At 63.2% G+C, this 22117-nt stretch carries 18 protein-coding genes and 2 pseudogenes; 7 read left to right on the top strand and 13 right to left on the bottom strand.

Annotated features, from left to right (window positions below):
* Positions 1 to 28 precede the first annotated feature (28 nt).
* Positions 29 to 1186 carry an iron-containing alcohol dehydrogenase gene (locus tag ACQ7JA_RS12195; protein ID WP_430897983.1) on the top strand — a complete coding sequence of 386 codons (1158 nt, stop codon included), beginning with the start codon at positions 29 to 31 and terminating at the stop codon, positions 1184 to 1186.
* Here the strand turns inward: ACQ7JA_RS12195 and ACQ7JA_RS12190 are convergent.
* The 4 genes and pseudogenes from ACQ7JA_RS12190 to ACQ7JA_RS12175 all read right to left on the bottom strand — a co-directional run bounded on the left by ACQ7JA_RS12190 (position 1168) and on the right by ACQ7JA_RS12175 (position 4575).
* Positions 1168 to 2001: an alpha/beta fold hydrolase gene (locus ACQ7JA_RS12190; RefSeq protein ID WP_430897981.1), complete on the bottom strand. Its 834-nt coding sequence runs from the start codon at positions 1999 to 2001 to the stop codon at positions 1168 to 1170. The two genes, ACQ7JA_RS12195 and ACQ7JA_RS12190, sit on opposite strands and share 19 nt — an antisense overlap.
* A 25-nt stretch (positions 2002 to 2026) precedes the next feature.
* Positions 2027 to 2671: pseudogene (locus ACQ7JA_RS12185) on the bottom strand (branched-chain amino acid ABC transporter permease); the annotation flags it as partial.
* 5 nt (positions 2672 to 2676) lie between these two features.
* A pseudogene (locus ACQ7JA_RS12180) lies at positions 2677 to 2790 on the bottom strand (ABC transporter ATP-binding protein); the annotation flags it as partial.
* Positions 2791 to 2949: 159 nt separating this feature from the next.
* Complete coding sequence (locus ACQ7JA_RS12175; RefSeq protein WP_430897979.1) at positions 2950 to 4575, bottom strand: GMC family oxidoreductase; 1626 nt, start codon at positions 4573 to 4575, stop codon at positions 2950 to 2952.
* 1382 nt (positions 4576 to 5957) lie between these two features.
* Here ACQ7JA_RS12175 and ACQ7JA_RS12170 point away from each other — a divergent pair.
* The gene (locus ACQ7JA_RS12170) at positions 5958 to 6317 is read left to right on the top strand and encodes a hypothetical protein (RefSeq protein WP_430897977.1); all 360 of its coding nucleotides are present in this window, start codon (positions 5958 to 5960) and stop codon (positions 6315 to 6317) included.
* Positions 6308 to 7102 carry a 5'-methylthioadenosine/adenosylhomocysteine nucleosidase gene (locus ACQ7JA_RS12165; protein WP_430897975.1) on the top strand — a complete coding sequence of 265 codons (795 nt, stop codon included), beginning with the start codon at positions 6308 to 6310 and terminating at the stop codon, positions 7100 to 7102. Before ACQ7JA_RS12170 ends, ACQ7JA_RS12165 begins: the two co-directional genes overlap by 10 nt.
* Here ACQ7JA_RS12165 and ald read toward each other — a convergent pair.
* Both ald and putA read right to left on the bottom strand, forming a co-directional pair.
* Positions 7072 to 8187, bottom strand: coding sequence for an alanine dehydrogenase (gene ald, locus ACQ7JA_RS12160; RefSeq protein ID WP_430897973.1), 1116 nt, complete (start codon positions 8185 to 8187; stop codon positions 7072 to 7074). The genes ACQ7JA_RS12165 and ald overlap by 31 nt on opposite strands.
* A gap of 96 nt (positions 8188 to 8283) precedes the next feature.
* The gene (gene putA / locus ACQ7JA_RS12155) at positions 8284 to 11955 is read right to left on the bottom strand and encodes a trifunctional transcriptional regulator/proline dehydrogenase/L-glutamate gamma-semialdehyde dehydrogenase (protein WP_430897971.1); all 3672 of its coding nucleotides are present in this window, start codon (positions 11953 to 11955) and stop codon (positions 8284 to 8286) included.
* A gap of 224 nt (positions 11956 to 12179) precedes the next feature.
* Here putA and ACQ7JA_RS12150 point away from each other — a divergent pair, with 224 nt between their 5' ends.
* Positions 12180 to 12635, top strand: coding sequence for an Lrp/AsnC ligand binding domain-containing protein (locus ACQ7JA_RS12150; RefSeq protein ID WP_005664065.1), 456 nt, complete (start codon positions 12180 to 12182; stop codon positions 12633 to 12635).
* A 42-nt stretch (positions 12636 to 12677) separates the two neighbouring features.
* Here ACQ7JA_RS12150 and ACQ7JA_RS12145 read toward each other — a convergent pair whose 3' ends face one another.
* Positions 12678 to 13634: a LysR family transcriptional regulator gene (locus ACQ7JA_RS12145; protein WP_430897969.1), complete on the bottom strand. Its 957-nt coding sequence runs from the start codon at positions 13632 to 13634 to the stop codon at positions 12678 to 12680.
* Between the two features lie 138 nt (positions 13635 to 13772).
* On the opposite strand from ACQ7JA_RS12145, the gene ACQ7JA_RS12140 reads away from it, so the two are divergent.
* Entirely contained in the window at positions 13773 to 13967 is a 195-nt protein-coding gene (locus tag ACQ7JA_RS12140) for a hypothetical protein (protein ID WP_430897967.1), read from the top strand.
* 550 nt (positions 13968 to 14517) lie between these two features.
* Here the strand turns inward: ACQ7JA_RS12140 and ACQ7JA_RS12135 are convergent.
* The 5 genes from ACQ7JA_RS12135 to ACQ7JA_RS12115 form a co-directional block, all read right to left on the bottom strand.
* On the bottom strand, positions 14518 to 15069 hold the full coding sequence (locus ACQ7JA_RS12135) for a DUF1003 domain-containing protein (protein WP_430897965.1): 552 nt from the start codon (positions 15067 to 15069) through the stop codon (positions 14518 to 14520).
* Positions 15070 to 15173: 104 nt separating this feature from the next.
* Positions 15174 to 15434 (bottom strand): YfhL family 4Fe-4S dicluster ferredoxin, encoded by a 261-nt coding sequence (locus ACQ7JA_RS12130; protein WP_430897963.1) that lies wholly within the window; start codon positions 15432 to 15434, stop codon positions 15174 to 15176.
* Between the two features lie 22 nt (positions 15435 to 15456).
* A complete protein-coding gene (gene coaD, locus ACQ7JA_RS12125; protein WP_369091240.1) occupies positions 15457 to 15957 on the bottom strand; it encodes a pantetheine-phosphate adenylyltransferase in 501 nt (166 codons plus the stop codon).
* A gap of 120 nt (positions 15958 to 16077) precedes the next feature.
* The gene (gene rsmD, locus ACQ7JA_RS12120) at positions 16078 to 16713 is read right to left on the bottom strand and encodes a 16S rRNA (guanine(966)-N(2))-methyltransferase RsmD (protein ID WP_430897961.1); all 636 of its coding nucleotides are present in this window, start codon (positions 16711 to 16713) and stop codon (positions 16078 to 16080) included.
* A 43-nt stretch (positions 16714 to 16756) separates the two neighbouring features.
* Positions 16757 to 17650 carry a DUF6279 family lipoprotein gene (locus tag ACQ7JA_RS12115; RefSeq protein ID WP_430897959.1) on the bottom strand — a complete coding sequence of 298 codons (894 nt, stop codon included), beginning with the start codon at positions 17648 to 17650 and terminating at the stop codon, positions 16757 to 16759.
* A gap of 25 nt (positions 17651 to 17675) precedes the next feature.
* On the opposite strand from ACQ7JA_RS12115, the gene glmU reads away from it, so the two are divergent.
* The gene (gene glmU, locus ACQ7JA_RS12110) at positions 17676 to 19052 is read left to right on the top strand and encodes a bifunctional UDP-N-acetylglucosamine diphosphorylase/glucosamine-1-phosphate N-acetyltransferase GlmU (protein WP_430897957.1); all 1377 of its coding nucleotides are present in this window, start codon (positions 17676 to 17678) and stop codon (positions 19050 to 19052) included.
* Positions 19053 to 19174: 122 nt separating this feature from the next.
* On the opposite strand, the gene ACQ7JA_RS12105 is transcribed toward glmU, so the two are convergent.
* A complete protein-coding gene (locus ACQ7JA_RS12105) occupies positions 19175 to 19645 on the bottom strand; it encodes an Lrp/AsnC family transcriptional regulator (RefSeq protein ID WP_430897955.1) in 471 nt (156 codons plus the stop codon).
* Positions 19646 to 19802: 157 nt separating this feature from the next.
* Here ACQ7JA_RS12105 and glmS point away from each other — a divergent pair, with 157 nt between their 5' ends.
* Positions 19803 to 21632 carry a glutamine--fructose-6-phosphate transaminase (isomerizing) gene (gene glmS, locus ACQ7JA_RS12100; protein ID WP_258827200.1) on the top strand — a complete coding sequence of 610 codons (1830 nt, stop codon included), beginning with the start codon at positions 19803 to 19805 and terminating at the stop codon, positions 21630 to 21632.
* Positions 21633 to 22117: the final 485 nt, after the last annotated feature.

Genomic DNA, 22117 nt, shown 5'->3' with positions numbered 1-22117 from the left:
TCAGGAAAAAACGACAGGGAGACATCCGATGAGCAGCTTCGCCTTCAGCACCGTGGCTACCCTCCTCTCCGAGCCAAGCCTTGCCGGACGCCTCGGCGATGTGATCACCGAGCGCTTCCCCGGCGCGCGCAGGCCCCTGATCGTTACCGATGCCGGCTTCCTGCGCACAGGCCTGCTCGATCTGCCCAGACTCAGCCTCGAGCAGAGCGGCAGGTCCGCCATCGTCTTTTCCGAGGTGCTGGCCGATCCACCGGAGGCGGTTATCCTGGCCGCCGTCGATGTGGCGCGCCGGATGGAGACGGACCTCGTGATCGGCTTCGGCGGCGGCAGTTCGATGGACGTCGCCAAGCTGGTCGCAGTATTGGCGCCCTCACCCCAGCTGCTCTCCGACATCTATGGCATCGGCAAAGTAAGCGGCAAACGCCTGCCACTGATCCAGGTGCCGACCACGGCGGGCACCGGTTCCGAAGTCACCAACATCGCCATCGTCACGACCGGCGCCACCACCAAGATGGGCGTCGTCGCGCCCCAGCTGTATGCCGACCTGGCCATCCTTGATGCGACATTGACCCTGGGCTTGCCGCCCGCCGTGACGGCAGCCACCGGCATCGACGCGATGGTGCACGCCATCGAAGCGTACACAAGTAGGCACAAGAAGAATCCGATGTCGGATGCGCTGGCCCGGGAAGCGTTGCGCCTGCTGTCCCGCAACCTGGTCAAGGCCTGCGAGCACGGGCAAGACCTGGAGGCGCGCCAAGCGATGCTGCTGGGCGCCTGCCTTGCCGGCCAAGCCTTCTCGAACGCGCCGGTGGCGGCCGTGCACGCTCTGGCCTATCCCATCGGCGGCATCTTCCACGTGCCGCACGGCCTGTCGAACTCCCTGGTGCTGCCGCATGTACTGCGCTTCAATATGCCGGCAGCGGCCCGACTCTATGCGGAGCTGGCGGCGATCGTCGTCCCGCATGCGAGCGGCAGCGAAGAAGCGCGCACGGAAGCGCTGATTGTTGCAATGCAGCAGATTGCGAAGATCGCCGGAATCGAGACGATGCTCAGCCAGGTCGGCATCAGGGAGTCCGACCTCGACAGGCTGGCGGCGGACGCCATGCTGCAGACCCGGCTGCTCGGCAACAACCCGAGAGAGCTTACGCAGGCGGATGCGCGCGCGATCTACGCCGCGGCTTTGTAGGGCGGCAGGAAGTCGAGCAGCAGGGCGTTCAGGCGCTCGGTGGCGGACAACTGCATCCAGTGCCCCGCCCCGCTCAGCGCTTCATAGCGAAAGCCCGCGCGGCAGTGGTGAGCCGAATCCAGCATCTGCTTTTCACCGAGGGCCGGGTCGCGGTCGCTCCAGATGCCCATCACGGACACCTCGACCGGGCGCCAGTGGTGGGGCCGGCCCAATTTGATGTTCGCGCGGTAATAGTTCAGCGCCGCGGTGAGGCGCCCTTCCGGCTCCAGCGCCGCGCGCCAGATCGCCAGCTGCTCCTTGCGGCGCGTCATCTGGCGCAGGAAGAACCAGTCGTTGGCGCGGATCGCATGTTCCGCCACCACCGGCATCAGGAAGCCGAGGATGTACCAGAAACGCATCTGCTGGGTCACGCCGGCATTGGCGATCGCGGCCGGGTGACCGGTCGACATCGCGACGAAACGCTCGAAGCGCTGCGGCGCGTTCATGCACAGCTGCCAGCCGACCAGGCCGCCCCAGTCGTGCCCGACGAGCGCCGCCTTCTCCACGCCCAGCGCATCCATGAGGCCGAGGATGTCGGCGCACAGGAATTCGATCGCATAGGCGCCCGTGCTTTCGGGCGCGTCGGTCTTGCCGTAGCCGCGCATGTCCGGCGCGATCACCCGGTAGCCGGCCCGGGCCAGCGCGGGGATCTGGTGGCGCCAGATCTCGTGGGTATCGGGAAAACCGTGCATCAGGATCACGGTGGGACCATCGCCCGCGCAGACGTAATGCATGCGCAGGCCGTGCACGTCGACGAAATGGGATTCGAGGTTCATGTCCGCTCCACTGGCAGAAGGCGCTTCAGGCGGCCTGCTTGCGGCCGCGCACTAGCTTTGAAGCTATTTCCCCCACAATACCACGACGGAACAAGAGAACACAGACAATAAAAATCAGGCCCGTCACCATGCCGATCGACTCGCCCAGGGTGCCGAACCAGGCAATGCCGGAGCGTTCGGCCAGCCAGCCGCCCACGTCGCCCAGCTTGTTTTCCAGTGCTACCACGATAAAGGCGCCCAGCACCGGGCCGGCCATCGTCCCCATGCCGCCTACGAGCGTCATCAGGACCACCAGGCCCGACATGGTCCAGTGCACTTCGGTGAGCGTCTCGAAGCCCAGCACGACCGTTTTGGTGGCTCCTGCGAGCCCTGCCAGGCCGGCGGAGCGGACAAAAGCGAGCAGCTTGTAGCGGTCGACCTCGCAGCCCAGCGACACGGCGCGCGCCTCGTTGTCCTTGATCGCCTTCAGCACCTGGCCGAAGGGCGAATGCACGGTGCGCACCACCAGCGCGAAGCCGCCGATGGCGATCGCCAGCACCAGGTAGTACATGGCCAGGTCGTCCGACAGGTCCAGGCCGAACAGCGTTCCGCGCGGCACGCCCTGCAGGCCGTCCTCGCCATGGGTGAAGGGCGAACGCAGGGCGGCGAAGTACACCATCCAGCGAACGGCTGCTGCCCGATCAAGACGTGGATATGGCCGCGTTCGACCCGCAGGTCGACGCCGCTGACTGCCGTGAATCCCTTGAACTCCTTGGTGAGCTGCCTTGTCTCCAGGATGACATCCGCCATTGACTCTCCAGACACGTGGTGCTGCGTTCAACCGAACCGGGGGACTGCTTGCCAGATCATACATACAAGGCCAGGCCGTCACAAACCGGCCGGCTTACCGTACGCGCGCCGGAGCCGCGGCATGGGCGCACGACGCTTGTGCGCTCTTGCACGGCCAGCCTAGGCCTGCCCTGCCAGGATGTCTTGCGCCGCCTTTTCCGCGATCATGATCGTCGGTGAATTCGTATTGCCGGAGGTGATGAAGGGCATGATCGAGGCGTCCACCACGCGCAGCCTGTCGACGCCGCGCACACGCAGGCGGCCGTCGACCACGGCCAGCGGATCGTCCGCTTTCCCCATGCGGCAGGTGCCGACCGGATGGAAAATCGTGGTGCCGACCAGGCCCGCCGCATGGGCCAGTTCTTCCTCGCTCTGGAATTGCGGGCCCGGCATGACCTCTTCCGGGCAGTATTTCGCGAGCGCCGGCGCGGCCACGATGCGCCGCGTCAGGCGCAGGGCGCTGGCGGCGGTGCGGCGGTCCTGCTCGGTGCTGAGGTAGTTCGGGGTGATCTTCGGCGGCGCGTAGCTGTCCGCGGACCCGATCCGCACATGCCCGCGCGAGGTCGGCTGCAGGTTGCAGACGCTGGCGGTAAAGGCCGGAAACCGGTGCAGCGGGTCGCCGAACTTGTCCAGCGACAAGGGCTGCACGTGGTACTGCAGATCCGGCGCCTGCTGCTGCGGCGAGGAACGGGCGAAGGCGCCCAGCTGCGAGGGCGCCATCGACATCGGGCCGCTCTGGAACAGCGCGTATTCGAGCCCGATCAGGAATTTGCCGAATGGCCTGGTGGCCCGGGTATTCAGGGTGGGCGCGCCCTGTACCTTGAAGACCATGCGCAGCTGAAGATGGTCCTGCAAATTCTCTCCGACACCCGGCACATCGGCCACCGGATCGATGCCGTGGCGCTGCAATTGGCTCGCTGCGCCGATGCCGGACAGCTGCAGGATCTGCGGCGAGCCCACCGCCCCTGCCGCCAGCAAGGTTTCCCGATGCGCCGTGGCGGTGAAGGCGCGGCCGCCGCCGGTGAACTGGACGCCGGTGCAGGCCTTGCCCTGGGGCGTCTCCTCGAACAGCAGGCGCTCGACGTGGCAGCCGGTCATGATGGTCAGGTTCGGCCTGCCGGAGGCCGGCTTCAGGAAGGCCTTCGCCGTATTCAGGCGGATGCCGCGGCGCTGGTTGACCTCGAAATAGGCCGATCCCTCACCCCGGCCGGCGTTCAGGTCCTCGAGTTTCGGGATGCCGGTTTCAAGCGCCGCTTCACGGAAGGCGTCCAGGATCGCCCAGGACAGCCGCTGCTTTTCCACCCGCCATTCGCCGCCGGCGCCATGCAGTTCGCTGGCGCCGAGATAATGGTCTTCGCTGCGCTTGAACAGCGGCAGCACCCGCTCCCAGCGCCAGGAATCGTCTCCCGCCACCTCGGCCCAGCGCTCGTAGTCGACGGGCTGGCCGCGCATGTAGATCATGCCGTTGATCGAGGAACTCCCGCCCAGCACCTTGCCACGCGGGTAGATCAGCGAGCGTCCATGCAGGCCGGGATCGGCTTCGGTGCGGAACAGCCAGTCCGTGCGCGGATTGCCGATGCAGCGCAGGTAGCCGACCGGGATGTGGATCCACAGGTAGTCGTCCTTGCCGCCGGCTTCCAGCAGCAGCACGTTCATGTCGCGGTTGCGGGTCAGGCGGTTCGCCAGCACGCAGCCCGAGGTGCCGGCGCCGACGATGATGTAGTCGTACTCGCCAGCGGACTCCAAGGCTAGCGTCCCGCGGCCAGGTCGCTGACGAGGCAAACCCTGCACGCTTCGCCGCCAAAGCGTTCGGAAGGCTGCGCTCCGGCGCCAGGACCGCAAGCGAATGGACGCAAACCGCCGTCCTTCGGCCTGCGTGTCATGGGCATGCGAAACAGCGCGTCGAGATCCATCAAACCCCTTCGTTCGTCATTCGTTGAGGCAAGCTTACCAGATCGTAAACGCCTGCCCAGAGCCCATCTGTGGATAACGTTCTGGATATCCACAGGTGCGGTTTGTGCAAAACGGCCCTGTTTTGGCGGGGTCGCGATTCTTGTCCCCTTTTTCGAAAGCGAACCCAGGCCGGCAGTGCACCGCCTTATTCTTCGCTCAAGTGCTTGATTTGTAAAGCCTCCAAGATCTTTTCCACAGGAAGGAGGGGCCGTTAACCACTACTACTATCCTTGTATACAAACTTTGTTTGTAAACCTCGATGTGCTTCTTTTAAAAAAAATTTTGCCGACGCGTCGTATCAAACCGACAGACGCTGGAAGCAAACGAGGAGCTCGCCTGACTGCTCGTTTCCACGCATTGCAGACCGAGGTCAGTAGAAAAACGGCGCGTGCCCGCATGTTCCTGTGGAAAACAGATGGGATATCCACAGAATCGAATGTGCAGAACGTGATCATCTACTAGCAGCCCGAAAATCTGTTCAAGTTTCCTCCAACTCAAAAACAAGCCTTGTCCAGCAGGTTAACGCGACCGTAAACCGTTGACGTTGTGGAGAAAACCCGCCTTATCCACAGAGGAGTGCACGTTTACTATTACTACCAGTTTGTATACAAACTTGTTTACTACAACAACAAAAACAGGAACGCATTCGCGAACCCGTTGCCTGGCCTGCAGCACGTTCAGAAACCATGCTCGCCAACAAACTTGAAGACCTCGACCGTCGCTGAAGACAGATTCAGGCACCCAGCGGGACGCCAGGTACGGCTGTCAGCACCTTGGCGACCGCCTCCTGTCGTTTCTCTCGACCTGAAGAATCCGCGTTGACGCAGCAAATTCCCGGCTGAACTGTGGAAAAGCCAATGAATATCCACAGGACCGGATGTGCAGAACGATGTCTTTCCTGGCCTGCCAAAAATTTGTCCAAGTTCCGTTCAAGCTCCGCACAAGCTTTGTTCAGCCGGTAAACGCGTCTGCAAATCGTTGATCTTGTGGAGTAAACCGGACTTATCAACAGAAAGATGCGCGTTTACTATCTACTACTAGCTTTGTATACATACTTTAGTTAACCAAGAAGCTGGAACTTCGCGGCCGAAAAGGCCTACGGCAGCGGCTTTCTCTGGCCTCTCCCTCCTGAGACAAGCAAAATAGAAGCGCGACTGCTCGGCGAAGGCGTACGGATGACCTCGATCAAACGCTGTACAAGTGTTGAACAAGCCGGCTGGCCGGCGCTGCGCATGACACTTCGGCCTGCAGAACGCCACGAATATCTCGAAGAAACGCGCGGCCTCTGTGCACAAACCGCTCCTTATGCACAGTTGCTGGCGTATTCAAGCCGTGGCGAGCCCAAGGGACTGGTGGAAATCGCCCTGCGCAGCGATGATGGGAACGCACCGACTCCTCGCCGCCCGCTTTCCTGGAAGGCCGGCTGTTGGCATCGATGCACCTCGATTCGAGAAAACGGAGCGTGTGGTCGACTTCCGAAAGCCCGTCGACAAGCAAGACCAGTGATTAAAAAGACAGGAAAAACATGCGTTTAGGGATCATCAGCGCCTTGGCCGAAGAACAGCTGGGGCTTGTGGAAGCCATGAGAGGCCCCGCCAAGCTCATCCATGGCATGCGCGAGTACTGGGCAGGAACACTGTGGGAAATCGACGCTGTGTGCGTTTTATCGCGAATTGGCAAGGTTGCTGCCGCCATGACCGCCACAACGCTTGTGGAGAAGTTCGGAGTTACCCACATCCTTTTTACGGGCGTGGCCGGCGCCGGGGATGCAAGCGTGCAGGTCGGGGATATCGTGGTTGCCGAAGCGCTGGTCCAGCACGATATGGATGCCAGCCCCCTGTTTCCCCGCTTCGAGGTGCCGCTGACCGGCCAGACGCACTTCCAGCCCGACCAGAACCTGTCCCTGCGCCTCTCGCGCGCCGCCCACGACTTCCTGGAACGCGACTTCCTCGAAGCGATCCAGGATGGCGAACGGCAGGCTTTCCGGCTGGTCCAGCCGCGTGTGCACCGCGGCCTGGTGGCGAGCGGCGACCGGTTCGTCAACGATGGCGCGCACGTGAATAGCCTCAACGACGCCCTTCCCGGCCTGGTAGCGGTCGAAATGGAAGGCGCCGCGGTGGCGCAGGTGTGCTACGAGCTGGGCGTGCCCTGCGCCGTGCTGCGCACGATTTCGGACAATGCCAATGAACACGCGGCCATCGATTTCATGCGTTTCGTGAAATCGGTGGCCGCGCAATACGCTTTCCACATCACCCGGCGCATGTGCCGGGATCTTGCGGACATGCCGCTTCAAGCCAGCAGGGACTCCGCCGGCACGTAGTCATAGCCGAGATCCCTGGCCACCGCCTGGTAAGTAAGCTTGCCCTGGCAGACGTTCAGGCCGTTGCGCAGATGGACGTCGTCGGATAGCGCTTGTCGCCAGCCCTTGGTGGCGAGCGCCACGGCATGGCCGATGGTCGCGTTGTTGAGCGCAAAAGTAGAAGTGCGCGCCACGGCGCCCGGCATGTTCGCCACGCAGTAGTGGATCACGCCGTCGACCACGAAAGTCGGGTCGGCATGGGTGGTCGGGTGCGAGGTTTCGAAGCAGCCGCCCTGGTCGATCGCGACGTCGACCACCACCGCGCCCTTTTTCATGCGCGAGATCATGTCGCGGGTCACCAGCTTCGGCGCCGCGGCGCCCGGCACCAGCACGCCGCCGATCACCAGGTCGGCATCCAGCACCGCTTCCTCGATCGCGTGCGCATTGGAATACAGCGTGGAGATGCGGTTGCCGTAGACGAGGTCCAGCTGGCGCAGGCGGTCGATGTTCTTGTCGAGCACCGTCACCCTCGCGCCGGTGCCGACCGCCATCTGCAGCGCATTGGTGCCGACCACGCCCGCGCCGATGATGACCACGTGGCCGGCCGCCACGCCCGGCACGCCGCCCAGCAGCAGGCCCATGCCGCCCTTGGACTTTTCGAGATGGGCGGCGCCGGCCTGGATCGCCATGCGGCCGGCGACTTCGCTCATCGGCGCGAGCAGCGGCAGGCCGCCCCCTGGCCCGGTGATGGTCTCGTAGGCGATGCAGACGGCGCCCGACTTCACCAGCGCCGCGGTCTGCTCGGGATCGGGCGCCAGGTGCAGGTAGGTGTAGAGGATCTGCCCTTCGCGCAGCATGGCGCACTCGGCCGGCTGCGGTTCCTTGACCTTGACGATCATGTCGGCGCGCCCGAAGACGTCCCTGGCCGAGCCGGCGAGGGTGGCGCCGGCCGCCGTGTACTGCTCGTCCGACAGCCCGATCTGCTCCCCGGCGCCCTGCTGCACGACGACCTCGATGCCGCGCGAGGTCAGTTCGCGCACCGAGGGCGGGGTCAGCCCGACGCGGTACTCGTGATTCTTGATTTCCTTTGGTACGCCAACCAGCATGTCTACCTCCGTTTTATAAGAATGTGTCTGCTGCTGCTACGAACTTCCATTACATCGATCAAAACAAAACGGGGAGCTTGCGCTCCCCGTTCATCATTACACGCCCAAGGTCATCAGGCTTGCGTTGCCGCCAGCCGCCGTCGTGTTGACGCAGACGGCCCGTTCGGCCACCAGGCGCCACAGCGCCACCCCTTCATGCGCCGTGGTGTCGACGATGCCGACGATGGCGCCCGTGCGGGCGGCCAGCCTGGCGCGCAGCGAGCCGGCAAGGCCCGTTTCCAGCAGGGCGATCTGGAATTCGCTCGCATCGATTTCGTCCTGGCCGACGAAGCGCACGCGCTCCTTCACCAGCGCCGGCAGCTCGGCCGGGATCAGGCCCGGCTCGGCCAGTACGAGGGCGCGGTTGCCGGTCGCCAGGGCGGCGGCCAGCTGGTTGAGCAGGCCGGCAGCCGTTTTCGGCGCACACAGCACGGTGCCGCGCTCCGTGAAGGCCAGGGTATTGCGCTCGCCGGTCGGACCCGGCAGGGCGACTTCGACATGGGTCAGCGCGGTGCGGCCGTAGCCCTGGGCCAGGGTCGCCAGCTCGGTGTGGCCCTTGTCGCGCATCCAGCCGAGCAGCGCATCCAGGCCCGCGTCGAATACGCGGCTGTGCTCCATCAGGGGCGCCGCATTGCGCTGCAGGCGCTTGAGGTAGAGCGGACCGCCGGCCTTCGGACCGGTGCCGGACTTGCCCTCGCCGCCGAAAGGCTGCACGCCGACGACTGCACCGACGATGTTGCGGTTCACGTAGATGTTGCCCACGTGCGCGCGCTCGACGATGAAGTCGATGGTCTCGTCGATGCGCGAGTGCACGCCCAGGGTCAGGCCGTAGCCGGTGGCGTTGATGGTGTCGATCACCTTCGGCAGGTCCGCGCGGCGGTAGCGCACGATGTGCAGCACCGGGCCGAAGACCTCGTGCTTGAGTTCCGCCAGCGAGCCGATTTCCAGCACGGTCGGCGGGACGAAGGTGCCGCTCTTCGTCACGCTGTCCGGCAGCTCGAGCGCATAGTGGCTGCGCGCGGTGGCGCGCATGCGTTCGATGTGGGCCAGCAGGTTGCGCTGGGCTTCGGCATCGATGACGGGGCCGATGTCGGTGGCCAGGCGGTCCGGCGCGCCCACGCGCAGTTCCAGCATCGCGCCCTTGAGCATCTTGATGGTCTTGTCGGCGATGTCTTCCTGCAGGAAGAGCACGCGCAGCGCCGAGCAGCGCTGGCCGGCCGAGTCGAAGGCCGAGGACAGCACGTCCTGCACCACCTGCTCCGGCAGCGCCGAGGAATCCACGATCAGCGCGTTCTGGCCGCCGGTTTCGGCCACCAGCGGAATGTCGATGCCTTCCTGTTCGGCGCGCGTTGCCAGGGTACGGTTGATCAGCTGCGCCACTTCGGTGGAGCCGGTGAAGATCACGCCCTTGATGCGCGAGTCCGAGGTGAGGGCGGCCCCCACCACTTCGCCGCGGCCCGGCAGCAGCTGCAGCGCGGCGCGCGGGGTGCCTGCCTCATGGAAGAGTTCCACGGCGCGGTGTGCGATCAGCGGGGTCTGCTCGGCCGGCTTGGCCAGCACGACGTTGCCGGCAACCAGGGCGGCGGCCACCTGGCCGGTGAAGATCGCGAGCGGGAAGTTCCATGGCGAGATGCAGGTGACGGGACCGAGCGCGCCGTCAGCTTTGGCATCGCGGATCTGCACCGCGTAGTAGCGCAGGAAGTCGACCGCTTCGCGCAGTTCGGCGATCGCGTTCGGCAGCGACTTGCCGGCTTCGCGCACGGCCAGCGCCATCAGTTCGGTGCCGTTCTGTTCGAACAGGTCGGCGGTGCGTTCCAGGATGGTGGCGCGGGTCTCGACGCTGGTGGCTTCCCATTCGCCGGCAAAAGCGCTGGCTGCCGAGAGGGCGGTCTCGACGTCGACGCGGGTCGCTTCGACCACCTGGCCGACGACGTCGCTCGACATGGCCGGGTTGATGACGTCCGCACGTTCGCTGGCCTCGACCGGGCCGGCGATCAGGGGATTGGCCAGGTGCTGGCGCTGCCGGGCGAGGCCGTCGGCGAGGGTAGCCAGGATGTTCTCGTTGACGAGGTCCAGGCCGGCCGAGTTCTTGCGCTCGTCGCCGAACATCTGCAGCGGCAGGGCGATCGCCGGGTGCGGGCGGCCAGCCGAGGCGCGCGCCTGCTCGAACGGATCGGCCAGCAGGCTGTCGATCGCCACGTTCTCGTCCACGATCTGGTTCACGAAGGAGGAGTTGGCGCCGTTTTCCAGCAGGCGGCGCACCAGGTAGGCCAGCAGGGTTTCGTGCGAACCCACCGGTGCGTAGATGCGGCAGGCCTTATCGAGCTTGCGCGGGCCGACGACCTGGTCGTACAGGGTTTCGCCCATGCCGTGCAGGCACTGGAACTCGTAATTGCTGACGCCATCGGCCTTGGCCCAGGTGTAGATCACCGACAGCGAGTGCGCGTTGTGGGTGGCGAACTGCGGATACAGGATGTCGCTGGCCGCCAGCAGCTTGCGCGCGCAGGTCAGATACGACACGTCGGTGTAGACCTTGCGGGTGTAGACCGGATAGCCCGGCATGCCCTCGACCTGGGCGCGCTTGATCTCGGCGTCCCAGTAGGCGCCCTTCACCAGGCGCACCATGAACTTGCGGCCGCTGCGCTTGGCCAGGTCGACCAGGTAGTCGATCACGAAGGGGCAGCGCTTCTGATAGGCCTGCACCACCAGGCCGATGCCTTCGAAGCCGTCGAGCTCCTTGTCGAAGGCGAGCGATTCCAGCATGTCGAGCGAGATCTCGAGGCGGTCGGCTTCCTCGGCGTCGATGTTGATGCCGATGTTGTAGCGCTTGGCCAGCAGGACCAGGCTGCGCACGCGCGGCAGCAGCTCGCCCATCACACGCCCGTACTGAGCGCGGCTGTAGCGCGGGTGCAGGGCCGACAGCTTGATCGAGATGCCCGGGCCGTCCTTGATGCCGCGGCCGTTCGAGGCCTTGCCGATCGCGTGGATCGCGGTCTCGTAGGAGGCATAGTAATTCTTCGCATCCTGCTCGGTCAGCGCCGCTTCGCCCAGCATGTCGTAGGAGTAGCGGTAGCCGCGGGTCTCGTTCTCGCGGCTGTTCTTGAGGGCTTCCTCGATGGTCTGGCCGGTGACGAACTGGTTGCCCAGCATGCGCATGGCCATGTCGACGCCCTTGCGGATCAGCGGCTCGCCGCCCTTGGCGATCAGGCGGGTGAGGGCCGAGCCCAGGTTCTTTTCGCTATTGGTCGAGACCAGCTTGCCGGTGATCAGCAGGCCCCAGGTGGCCGCGTTCACGAACAGCGAAGGCGACTCGCCCAGGTGCTTCTTCCAGTCGCCGCGGCTGATCTTGTCGGCGATCAGGCGGTCGGCGGTTTCGCTGTCCGGGATGCGCAGCAGCGCTTCGGCCAGGCACATCAGCGCCACGCCTTCTTCCGAGGACAGGGAGAACTCGTGCATCAGCGCGTCCACGCCCGAGGCGCGGGTTCGCTTTTCGCGCACGCTCGAGACCAGGCGGTGGGCCAGCATATAGGCATCGCCGTTGGCGCTGGCGCCCTGCGCCAGCAGCCATTGCACTGCTTCGGTTTCGTCGCGGCGGTAGGCGGCGGTGATGGCCGCGCGCAGCGGGGTCTGTTCGCGCTTGATTTCGCTCCTGAGTGCATCGAAGGGAACGAAAGTGGAAACCGGGGTCGACGTCGAAGCGGTCGAAGCCGGAGCTGCGGCAATCTGCATGGTGTCTCTTCAGAAAAAGGAATCAAGGTTCGCCTGACGTGCGCCGCGCAGCAAAAAGCGCCGCACCGCATTGCAAGCGGCCGGCGTGCTGTGGAACACGTTGGAATGATTCGATTGTAGAAGGAAATCTTCTGGATTAATTCTGTTTTTAAGACAGACTAGCAAAAGATAGTTTTTGGTGCGACAATCTGGCCGAATAATGTTTACATGGCAGGAGACAGACCATGCTCGACAAGATCAGCAAGAAAATTCTCGCGGAACTGCAGAACGACGGGCGAATCAGCAACGTCGAGTTGGCTGCACGCGTCAACCTGTCTCCCGCCGCCTGCCTGGAACGCGTGCGCAAGCTGCACGAGTCCGGCTACATCATGGGCTACACGGCCCAGCTCAATCCCCAGCTGCTCGATGTGTCGCTGCTGGTGTTCATCGAGGTGGTGCTCGATCGTACCACTCCCGAGGTCTTCGATGCATTCAAACAGAGCGTGCAGATGATCCCGGAAGTGCTGGAATGCCACATGGTGGCGGGCGGCTTCGACTATCTGGTCAAGGCGCGCGTGAAGGACATGGCCGCCTACCGTGAATTCCTCGGCAAGACCCTGCTGCAGAAAGGTGTGCGTGAGACGCACACCTATGCGGTCATGGAAGAAGTCAAGAACACCACCAAGCTGCCGATCAGGTAGGGTGTTCGGCACAGCCGAACACCCTCCGCCAACCGCTCCGGATCACACCACCTTGCGCGCGCCCGTCTTCGGCGCCGCGCTTTCCGCCATGGCTTCAAGGTTCTTGCGCAGCCAGCGGTGCGCCGGGCTGCGGCCGTCGCGCTCGTGCCAGAGCATGTCCAGGTGCACGGCCGGCAGCTGGAAGGGCAGTTCGCGCCATACCAGCGCATCGGTCATGCCGGTCGAGACCATCAGGTGCTTCGGCAGCACCGTGATCAGGTCGGAGTTCGCCACCACCCGCCCTGCTGTGAAGAACTGGTTCACGGTCAGGAGGATGCGGCGTTCGCGGCCGATCTGGGCCAGGGCCTCGTCGACCAGGCCGTGGGCGCGGCCCGAGAAGCTCACCAGGAGGTGGTTGGCCTTGCAGTAGGTGTCGAGGTCCAGCTTTTCCTTGGCCAGCGGGTGGTCCTTGCGCATCACGCAGACATAGACGCCGGAATACAGGCGCTCATGGCGGATCGGCGAGCCGGTTTCATACGACAGTTGCGCCGCCACGCCCGGGAAGAAGCCGACCGCCAGGTCGATGTCGCCACGCAGCAGCATGGGACGCGGCTCGCGCGTGGTCAGGGGCACCATGCGGATGTTCACGCCCGGCGCCTCGCGCTCGATCGATCGCATCAGGGAAGGCAGCCACAGGGCCGCGGTCGCGTCGGCCATCGCCATCCGGAAGGTCGCCTGGGCCTTGGAGACGTCGAAGGTTTCCGGCATCACCGCCGCTTCCAGCGCAGCCAGGGCCTGGCGCACGGCCGGCCACAGCGCTTCCGCCCGCGGGGTCGGCTTGACGCCGTAGGCGGTGCGGATCAGGAGTTCGTCGCCGAGGCTCTCGCGCAGGCGCTTGATGGCGTTCGAGACCGCCGGCTGGGTCATCGCCAGGTGGCCGGCGGCGCGGGTGAGGTTTTGCTCGGTCATGACTGCGTCGAATACGCGCAGCAGGTTCAGGTCAAGCGTCAGGAAGCTCATGGGCAGGTATTAGCAATACGGACGTTGCCAAGAGTGTACCTCAACTATTCATGAAATGGATAATCGTCATCAGTGAACAAAATTAGATTTATATGTTGCATCGCACTATAGTCGTGCCATCTCAACACCGAACACATCATGAACGTGCTTGCCCTCCTCCAGACCACCGTAGCCGCCATCCCGGTCGGCGATGTCCTGCGTACCGCGACGGGACTGGCGCTGGCAGGTGGCGTGGCCATGTTCTTCCGTCCGCTGCTCGTCGGTATTGGCCGCGCCGCAGTCTTGACCATCCGCCCGCGCCCGCCCAAGGTGCAGCTGGGCGAACGCTTCTGATTCAGGACAATGTCCTAACAGCCGTCTTCCTCCATTGACGCGGCCTCCGTTCCGGACGCCGCGTTTTTTTTCGCCCGTTTCCCAGGCGTCTCCGGCTTCGGGGAGGCGATTGCCCGCCCCCATCCCATTTCCACCCCTCGTTCAGCCCCGCATTGACCCGCTGGCGCGTTGTCGCTCGTGACTCTTCGTCACCCGGATTTTCTCGCTCCTTTGATTTAACAAATATCACAAAGAGTCACTAAGGGAAGTCACTCTTTAATTTATCAGGAGAGGTGAAGAATGCATGATGAATGAAAATAACCTGAATATAAATCAAAAAAGAGCGGTGTTACATGAAGTATGACAGATGAACTGTAGTTCGCCAGCGGGACGTAATTCCATATATGGATGAATGCAGATGTCTGGAGAAAGAACGCCTATTGCTGAGGAATGTGTGTTATTCCACGAAGTTCACATTGTAGCGGCCAATCAATGGGATTGTTGGTAGATGAGGCGAGCGTATGGAGCCAGGCCCGGAAAAAGGCCGGGCATGCAGCAGCTCGTCAGAAAATCATTTCTTCTCGCAGTTGAGCCGCTCGGACGACTCCTCGATGATGGACAGGACGGCCTCGGTATCGGTGGGCCTGGCCAGCTCCTCGGCCTCGGGGTCGACCCGGTCGGCGACCTGGGGCAGGTCGCGCCGCAGTTCTTCGAGCATCTGGATGATCTTGCTGGTCTTTTCGTCCGCCAGCAGGTTCACCTGCAGGTCGAGGTGGGCGTGCTGGCTGGCAAGGGTGGACATGCGATTCTGGCGGATCAGCACGGTGGTCGAGATGACGAAGGCGTTCATGGCAATGAGGCCCTGCAGCCAGAAGAAGGGAGGCTCGTCCCACTGGTCGAAGCCGAGCTCGGGCGCTGCCAGGTTCCAGGCGATCCAGAGCACGACAAACAGCAGGTTGCCGGCGACATAGCCGGGACTGCCGAGGAAGACGCTGATCCGCTCGACAAAGCGCTGCGCAGGCGTGAGTTCCTCCTCGTGCCGGGCATAGAACTCGGACAAGGTGCTGACATGCTCATGCACGGAAGAAGGAATCACCTCTTCCGTATCGTTTTTCGCATCCATGGAGGCAGCATAGCCGCAGCGGCAGGCTGCCAAGGTGCGGGCACGCACGCAGCCTGGATGGAAAAAAGGAATAAAAAAAGCCGGCTGGACAGCCGGCTCGGGGGTCAGGCGCCCGCCTTGGCGGCGGTGAGACGTTCGTACTTGGCCTGCAGTTCTTCGCGCGATTCGCGCCAGGCCGGGTTCAGAGGAATGCAGGCGACCGGGCACAGCACTGCGCAGGTCGGCTCTTCGAAGTGGCCGACGCATTCGGTGCACTTGTGCGGGTCGATTTCGTAGATCTCAAGGCCCATCGAAATCGCGTCGTTAGGGCATTCGGGTTCGCAGACGTCGCAGTTGATGCAATCGTCGGTAATCATCAGAGCCATGCTGGTCTCGCTTCTACTGCTTTCAAGCTGCCGGGGCCGCCTTGATCGCCGCAATCTTCTTTTGCAGCCAGCGGTCCACCGAGGGGAATACGAATTTCGACACGTCGCCACCCAGCATCGCGATCTCGCGCACGATGGTGCCGGAGATGAACTGGTACTGGTCGGACGGGGTCAGGAACAGGGTTTCGACATCGGGCAGCAGGTAACGGTTCATGCCCGCCATCTGGAACTCGTACTCGAAGTCGGACACGGCGCGCAGGCCGCGCACGATCACGCGCGCATCGTGCTGGCGCACGAAATCCTTCAGCAGGCCCGAGAAACTCTCGACCTGCACGTTCGGATAATGGCCCAGCACTTCGTTGGCGATTTCCAGGCGCTCGTCGAGCGAGAAGAACGGTTTCTTGTTCTTGCTGTCGGCCACGCCCACCACCAGGCGGTCGAACAGGCCCGATGCACGGCGCACTAAGTCCTCGTGCCCGCGCGTGAGCGGATCGAAAGTACCTGGATATACGGCTACAACCATTGCGGCTCCCTTGGAGATCACCCTGTCAGAACGCGCATTATGCCTGAAAATCCGGCAGCCGCCCCAGCTTGGGGCGGTCTTTGCCCAATCCTTGTGCAGGACAGGCGTTATATGTCTCGCTTATGCCGCGCTCGCCTGCGGTTCCAACAGGTAATAGTAGACCATGCCCGCCTTGTCCTCGCGAATGGCGTCCCAGCCGACCAGCCAGTCGGGCGCCTCGCCTTCGAAGGGCAGGGCTTCGCCAGTCTCCGCATAGACCATGCCGTCGTCCTTCAGCAGCGCCCGGCACAGCGGCAGGATCTGGGTAAGCAGGCCGAGCTGGTAGGGTGGATCGAGGAAGATCACGTCGAAACGCTGGCCGCGGGTGGCCAGGTCGCGCACCAGGGTCATGGCGTCGGCGCGCAGCACGGTAACGTTGCCGGCCTTCAGTTTGTCGCGGTTCGCTTCCAGCTGGCGCGCCGCCGGGCCATGGCTGTCCACCATGGTGACGGAAGCCGCGCCGCGGCTGGCCGCTTCGAAGCCGAGGGCGCCGGAGCCGGCGAACAGGTCGAGGAAGGTGGCGTTGTCCCAGTCGCTGCCGAGCTGGTGGTTGATCCAGTTGAAAACGGTCTCGCGTACCCGGTCCGGGGTCGGGCGCAGGCCTTCGGCGTCGAGGACCGGCAGCAGGGCACGTTTCCACATGCCGCCGATGATGCGGACCTGGCGCGGGGCCAGGCGCGGAGCCCCGTGGGGCTTGGGGGAGGACTTCTTTTGCATGGGCGGCACTATAGCATGGGCATCCTGCCGCCCTTTCGCTGCTCTACTTGCCTGCCGCCAGTGCCTGGAAGTCGTTGATCCAGCCTTGCATGCGCTCCTGGGCATGCTTCTTCTGCGCCGGGGTGGCGATGCGGATCGCGGCCAGGATGAACTTCGTGGTCTGATCGAGGCTCGTATCGTAGAAGGCCTTGCGCTCGGGGGATTCCATGCGTCCGAACAGTTCGCGCTGCATGGCCGTGATCTGGGCTGCCGCCTGCTCGCGGTGCGGTTTCTCCTGCTGGAACTTGCGCAGCAGGGCCAGGATGCGGCGCTGGCGCCACATGCGCTCTTCCAGCCAGACGTCGTTGTCGAGCGGACGCGCGTTCATGGTGCGGCGCAGGGCGTCTTCCTGTTCATTGCTGAAACGGCCGAACCACAGCTCGAGCTGGTCCATGGCCTTCTTGAAGCGGGCGCGCTGGCGCTTTTCCACACTACCTTCGATAAATTTCTCGCGATATTCCTTGTTTTTCGCGTTGAATTTGCTTTCGATATCGGCGATCTGGTCCGGTTTGATGGACAGTGCCAGGGTGGTCATTTCCGGCACGGCGCGGGCGGCCAGGCGCTCGCCGCGAACACGGATTTCTTTGTAAATATTGATCAGGTCGGCCTGGGTGGGATTGCCGGCCAGTTCACGCTGCATGGTCCCGAGCAGGGCCGCGTAATCGCGCAACTGGGTCTGGCGATGCCACTGGAACAGTTTATCGATGTCGCGCTTGGCGATGTCAGCCTGTTGGCCTTCCAGATCGGCGTAGGAATCCAACCACCAATACAGTAAGGTATCGCCCTGGTTGTACGTAAAACGCACCGAGCTGCAAGCGGCAAGAAGGGCGAATAGCGCGACCAGGCAGAGCGCAATAGTGCGCTGGAACAAGGTGTCTGGCGTGTTAAACTTTTTCATATTATCAACTTTTTGAGAACCGCATATGAACGTTGTGATCCTCGCCGCCGGCATGGGAAAGCGCATGCAGTCCGCCTTGCCGAAAGTCCTGCATCCACTGGCGGGGAAGCCGCTGTTGCAGCACGTCATCGATACCGCCCGCAGCTTATCTTTAAGTAAATTATGCGTGATTTATGGCCACGGGGGCGCAGCGGTGCCTGAGATGCTCGGCAAGCTGGCCGAAGCGACCGGCACGTCGATCGACACCGCCCTGCAGCAGCCTCAGCTGGGTACCGGCCATGCCGTCATGCAGGCGGTGCCGCAGCTCGACGAGAGCGTGCCGACCCTGGTGCTGTATGGCGACGTGCCCCTGACCACCGCCGCTTCGCTCGGCCGCCTGGTCGAGGTCGCAGGCACCGATAAACTGGCCATCCTGACCGTCGAGCAGGCCAATCCCTTCGGCCTGGGCCGCATCGTGCGCGAGAACGGCAAGATCGTGCGCATCGTGGAAGAAAAGGACGCGAGCGAGGCCGAGCGCGCGATCCGCGAGATCAATAGCGGCATCATGTGCATCCCGACCGTCCACCTCAAGAAGTGGCTGGCCGCCTTGTCGAACAACAATGCGCAAGGCGAGTACTACCTGACCGATATCGTGGCCCAGGCGGTGGCGGACGGCGTGCCGGTAGTCTCGGCCCAACCGTCGGCCGAATGGGAAGTGGCTGGCGTCAACAGCAAGGTGCAGCTGGCCGAGCTTGAGCGCCGTCATCAACTGAACATTGCCAATGCCCTGCTGGAAAAAGGCGTGACCCTGATGGATCCGGCCCGCATCGACGTGCGTGGTGAACTCATCTGCGGCCGTGACGTGACGATCGACGTCGGCTGCGTGTTCGAAGGCCGCGTCGAACTGGCGGACGGCGTGACGGTCGGGCCGCACTGCGTGCTGGTGAATGCGAAGATCGGCGCCGGCGCCCAGATCAAGCCCTTCTGCCACATCGAAGAGGCCGTGGTGGGCGACAAGTCGCAGATCGGTCCCTATGCGCGCCTGCGCCCGGGCACCGAGCTGGGCGAGGACGTCCATGTGGGTAACTTCGTCGAGATCAAGAACAGCCAGGTCGCCGCGCACAGCAAGGCCAACCACCTCGCCTATGTCGGCGACGCCACGGTCGGCTCGCGCGTGAACATCGGCGCCGGCGTCATTACCTGCAACTACGACGGCGCGAACAAGTTCCGCACCGTGATTGAAGACGAAGCCTTCATCGGCAGCGACAGCCAGCTGGTGGCCCCGGTTACCGTGGGCAAGGGCGCGACCCTGGGAGCGGGCACGACCCTCACCAAGAACGCGCCGGCGGGCAAGCTGACCATCTCCCGTCCCAAGCAATTGACCATCGAAGGCTGGAGCCGCCCAGTGAAGGTGAAGAAGTAATCCACTGGAAATCGACAGCTTGGTAACAGCTTAAGAACAGGAAAAACACAGGGTAATCACATGCTTATCCTGTGTTTTTCCGGCCGGTATTCCACAAAGTTATCCACAAGTTCGACAGGCATTTACAGAGCGATGCGCGTATCGAACTTGCTGCGGTGGGTCGAAAAATAGGCTTTCACATTGCGCACGTTCGCATGCGAGGTGAACAGGCGGTGGGCGAGTTCGTGGTAGGCCGGCATGTCCGCCACCTGCACGACCAGCACGAAGTCCGGGCCCGGCGCCACGCGGTAGCACTGCAGCACGGCGCCCTCTTCGGCCACCAGGGCCTCGAACTCGCCCATGCGCTCGGCCGCCTGCACGTCCAGGGTGATCTCGACGATGGCCGTCAGGCGCGCGTCGATTTTCTCCGGCGCCACGATCGCCACCTGGCGTTCGATGACGCCGCTGTCCGTCAGTTGTTTCACCCTGCGCAAACAAGTGGGTGGTGACACGTGGACGAGTTCAGCCAATTCGGCATTCGTATGCGATGCATCAGTTTGCAGCGTGTTCAGGATGCGACGATCCAGATCGTCGACGGGATATCGTTCTGACATGATGAAATAACTGAGAATTTTCGAGAATTATTTGAAATTATATTTCATCTCTCTTTAATCATGAAATATTCTTTCAAATTATTACGGAAACTGAAAGCTTATTTCATCGTAGTTGCTCTACGATAGTTTGCATTGCTAATCATTAAAGAGGTCAACCATGTGCGGTATCGTCGGTGCAGTCGCCAAGCGCGTCATCACGCCAGTCCTGATCGAGGGCCTGAAACGTCTCGAGTACCGGGGCTATGACTCCTGCGGCGTGGCCGTGCACCTGGACGGCAAACTGACCCGTTCGCGCAGCACCTCGCGCGTGGCCGACCTCGAATCGCAGGTGCGCGAAGCCCGCCTGGACGGCTTCACCGGCATCGCCCATACCCGTTGGGCCACCCACGGCGCCCCGGCCTCGCACAATGCCCACCCGCACTTTTCGCCGAACGAAGAGAACGCGCGCATCGCACTTGTCCACAACGGCATCATCGAGAACCACGACGAGCTGCGCAGCGAGCTGAAAGGCCTCGGCTACGAATTCACCAGCCAGACCGACACCGAAGTCATCGCCCACCTGGTCGACCACATGTACAACGGCGACCTGTTCGACACCGTCCAGCAGGCCGTCAAGCGCCTGCACGGCGCCTACGCCATCGCCGTGTTCTCGCGCGAGGAACCGCACCGCGTCGTGGCCGCGCGCCAGGGCTCCCCGCTGATCGTCGGCGTGGGCGAGAACGAGAACTTCGTCGCCTCGGACGCCATGGCCCTGGCCGGCACCACCAACCAGATCATCTACCTGGAAGAAGGCGACGTCGTCGACCTGCAACTGGCGCGCTACTGGATCGTCGATAGCGAAGGCCGTCCGGTCGAGCGCGAGGTCAAGACCGTGCACGCCCACACCGGCGCGGCCGAGCTCGGCCCTTACCGCCATTACATGCAGAAGGAAATCTTCGAGCAGCCGCGCGTGATCGGCGACACCCTGGAGGGCGTGACCGGCATCATGCCGGAACTGTTCGGCGACGGCGCCTACGGCGTGTTCAAGGAAATCGACCGCGTGCTGATCCTGGCCTGCGGCACCAGCTATTACGCCGGCCTGACCGCGAAGTACTGGATCGAATGCATCGCCAAGGTGCCGGTCAACGTCGAGATCGCCAGCGAATACCGCTACCGCGACAGCGTGCCGCACCCGCAGACCCTGGTCGTGACGATCTCGCAGTCCGGCGAAACCGCCGACACCCTGGCCGCCCTGAAGCATGCGCGCAGCCTGGGCATGCCGCATACCCTGACCATCTGCAACGTCTCCACCAGCGCCATGGTGCGCGAATGCAAGCTCGCCTACATCACCCGCGCCGGCGTGGAAGTGGGCGTGGCCTCGACCAAGGCCTTCACCACCCAGCTGGCTGCCCTGTTCCTGCTGACCCTGACCCTGGCACAAGTGAACGGCCGCCTCACCGACGAGGAAGAAGCCGAGCACCTCAAGATGATGCGCCACCTGCCGGTCGCATTGAGCTCGGTGCTGGCGCTGGAGCCGCAGATCATCGCCTGGGCGGAAGAGTTTGCACGCAAGGAAAACGCCCTCTTCCTGGGCCGCGGCATGCACTACCCGATCGCCCTGGAAGGCGCGCTGAAGCTCAAGGAGATCTCCTACATCCACGCCGAAGCCTATCCGGCGGGCGAGCTCAAGCACGGCCCGCTGGCCCTGGTGACCGAAGAGATGCCGGTGGTGACGATCGCCCCGAACGACGCCCTGCTGGAGAAGCTGAAGTCGAACATGCAGGAAGTGCGTGCGCGCGGCGGCCAGCTGTATGTGTTCGCCGACGTCGACTCGCGCATCACCTCGGGCGACGGCCTGCACGTGATCCGCCTGCCGGAACACTATGGCGACCTGTCGCCGATCCTGCACGTGGCCGCGCTGCAGCTGCTGGCCTACCACACCGCGCTGGCACGCGGCACCGATGTGGACAAGCCGCGCAACCTGGCGAAGTCGGTGACGGTGGAATAAGACCCCCCTGTCCGGCGAGCGAGATGTCACCGACTAATAAAGTTTGATAGTAGCTAATAAAGTCTGATAGTAACTAATAAAGTTTGATAGTAGCCTCAGCGCCAAGTGCTGAGGCTGCCTTTTTGCAAGCCACGGTGGGCGCGACCCTGTCTTGGTCGAAGCTGTAAATTAGGAACGCGAACAGAACCTGTTGTTCGTCCCGAGAAAACAGCACCGCACACTGGGGTATACTGACTCTCCGCTGTCCGGCCCTAAATGGACTATGAACAACGGACTTCTGAACTGTGGCTGGCGTTGTCAGTAGGCGATGTGATGAACCACCTCTGCTTTTCTCGACGGTGTTTGACGCGCTACCAGTTTGCGAATGTGGTGGGCGTTCTCATTTCTTGACCGCGTTGTAGGCGTGCATGTAGAGGTGGAAGACCTTCACTAGCGTCTCGTTGTGGACTGTCTTCACGAATTCCAGCACGTCCAGTTCATCCAAT

Origin of the sequence: Massilia sp. BKSP1R2A-1 (assembly GCF_050586525.1) — a bacterium.
Classification (GTDB): Bacteria; Pseudomonadota; Gammaproteobacteria; order Burkholderiales; family Burkholderiaceae_D; genus Telluria.
Note: the sequence above shows the minus strand (reverse complement) of the source record. Positions and strands in the feature narration are given on the sequence as shown.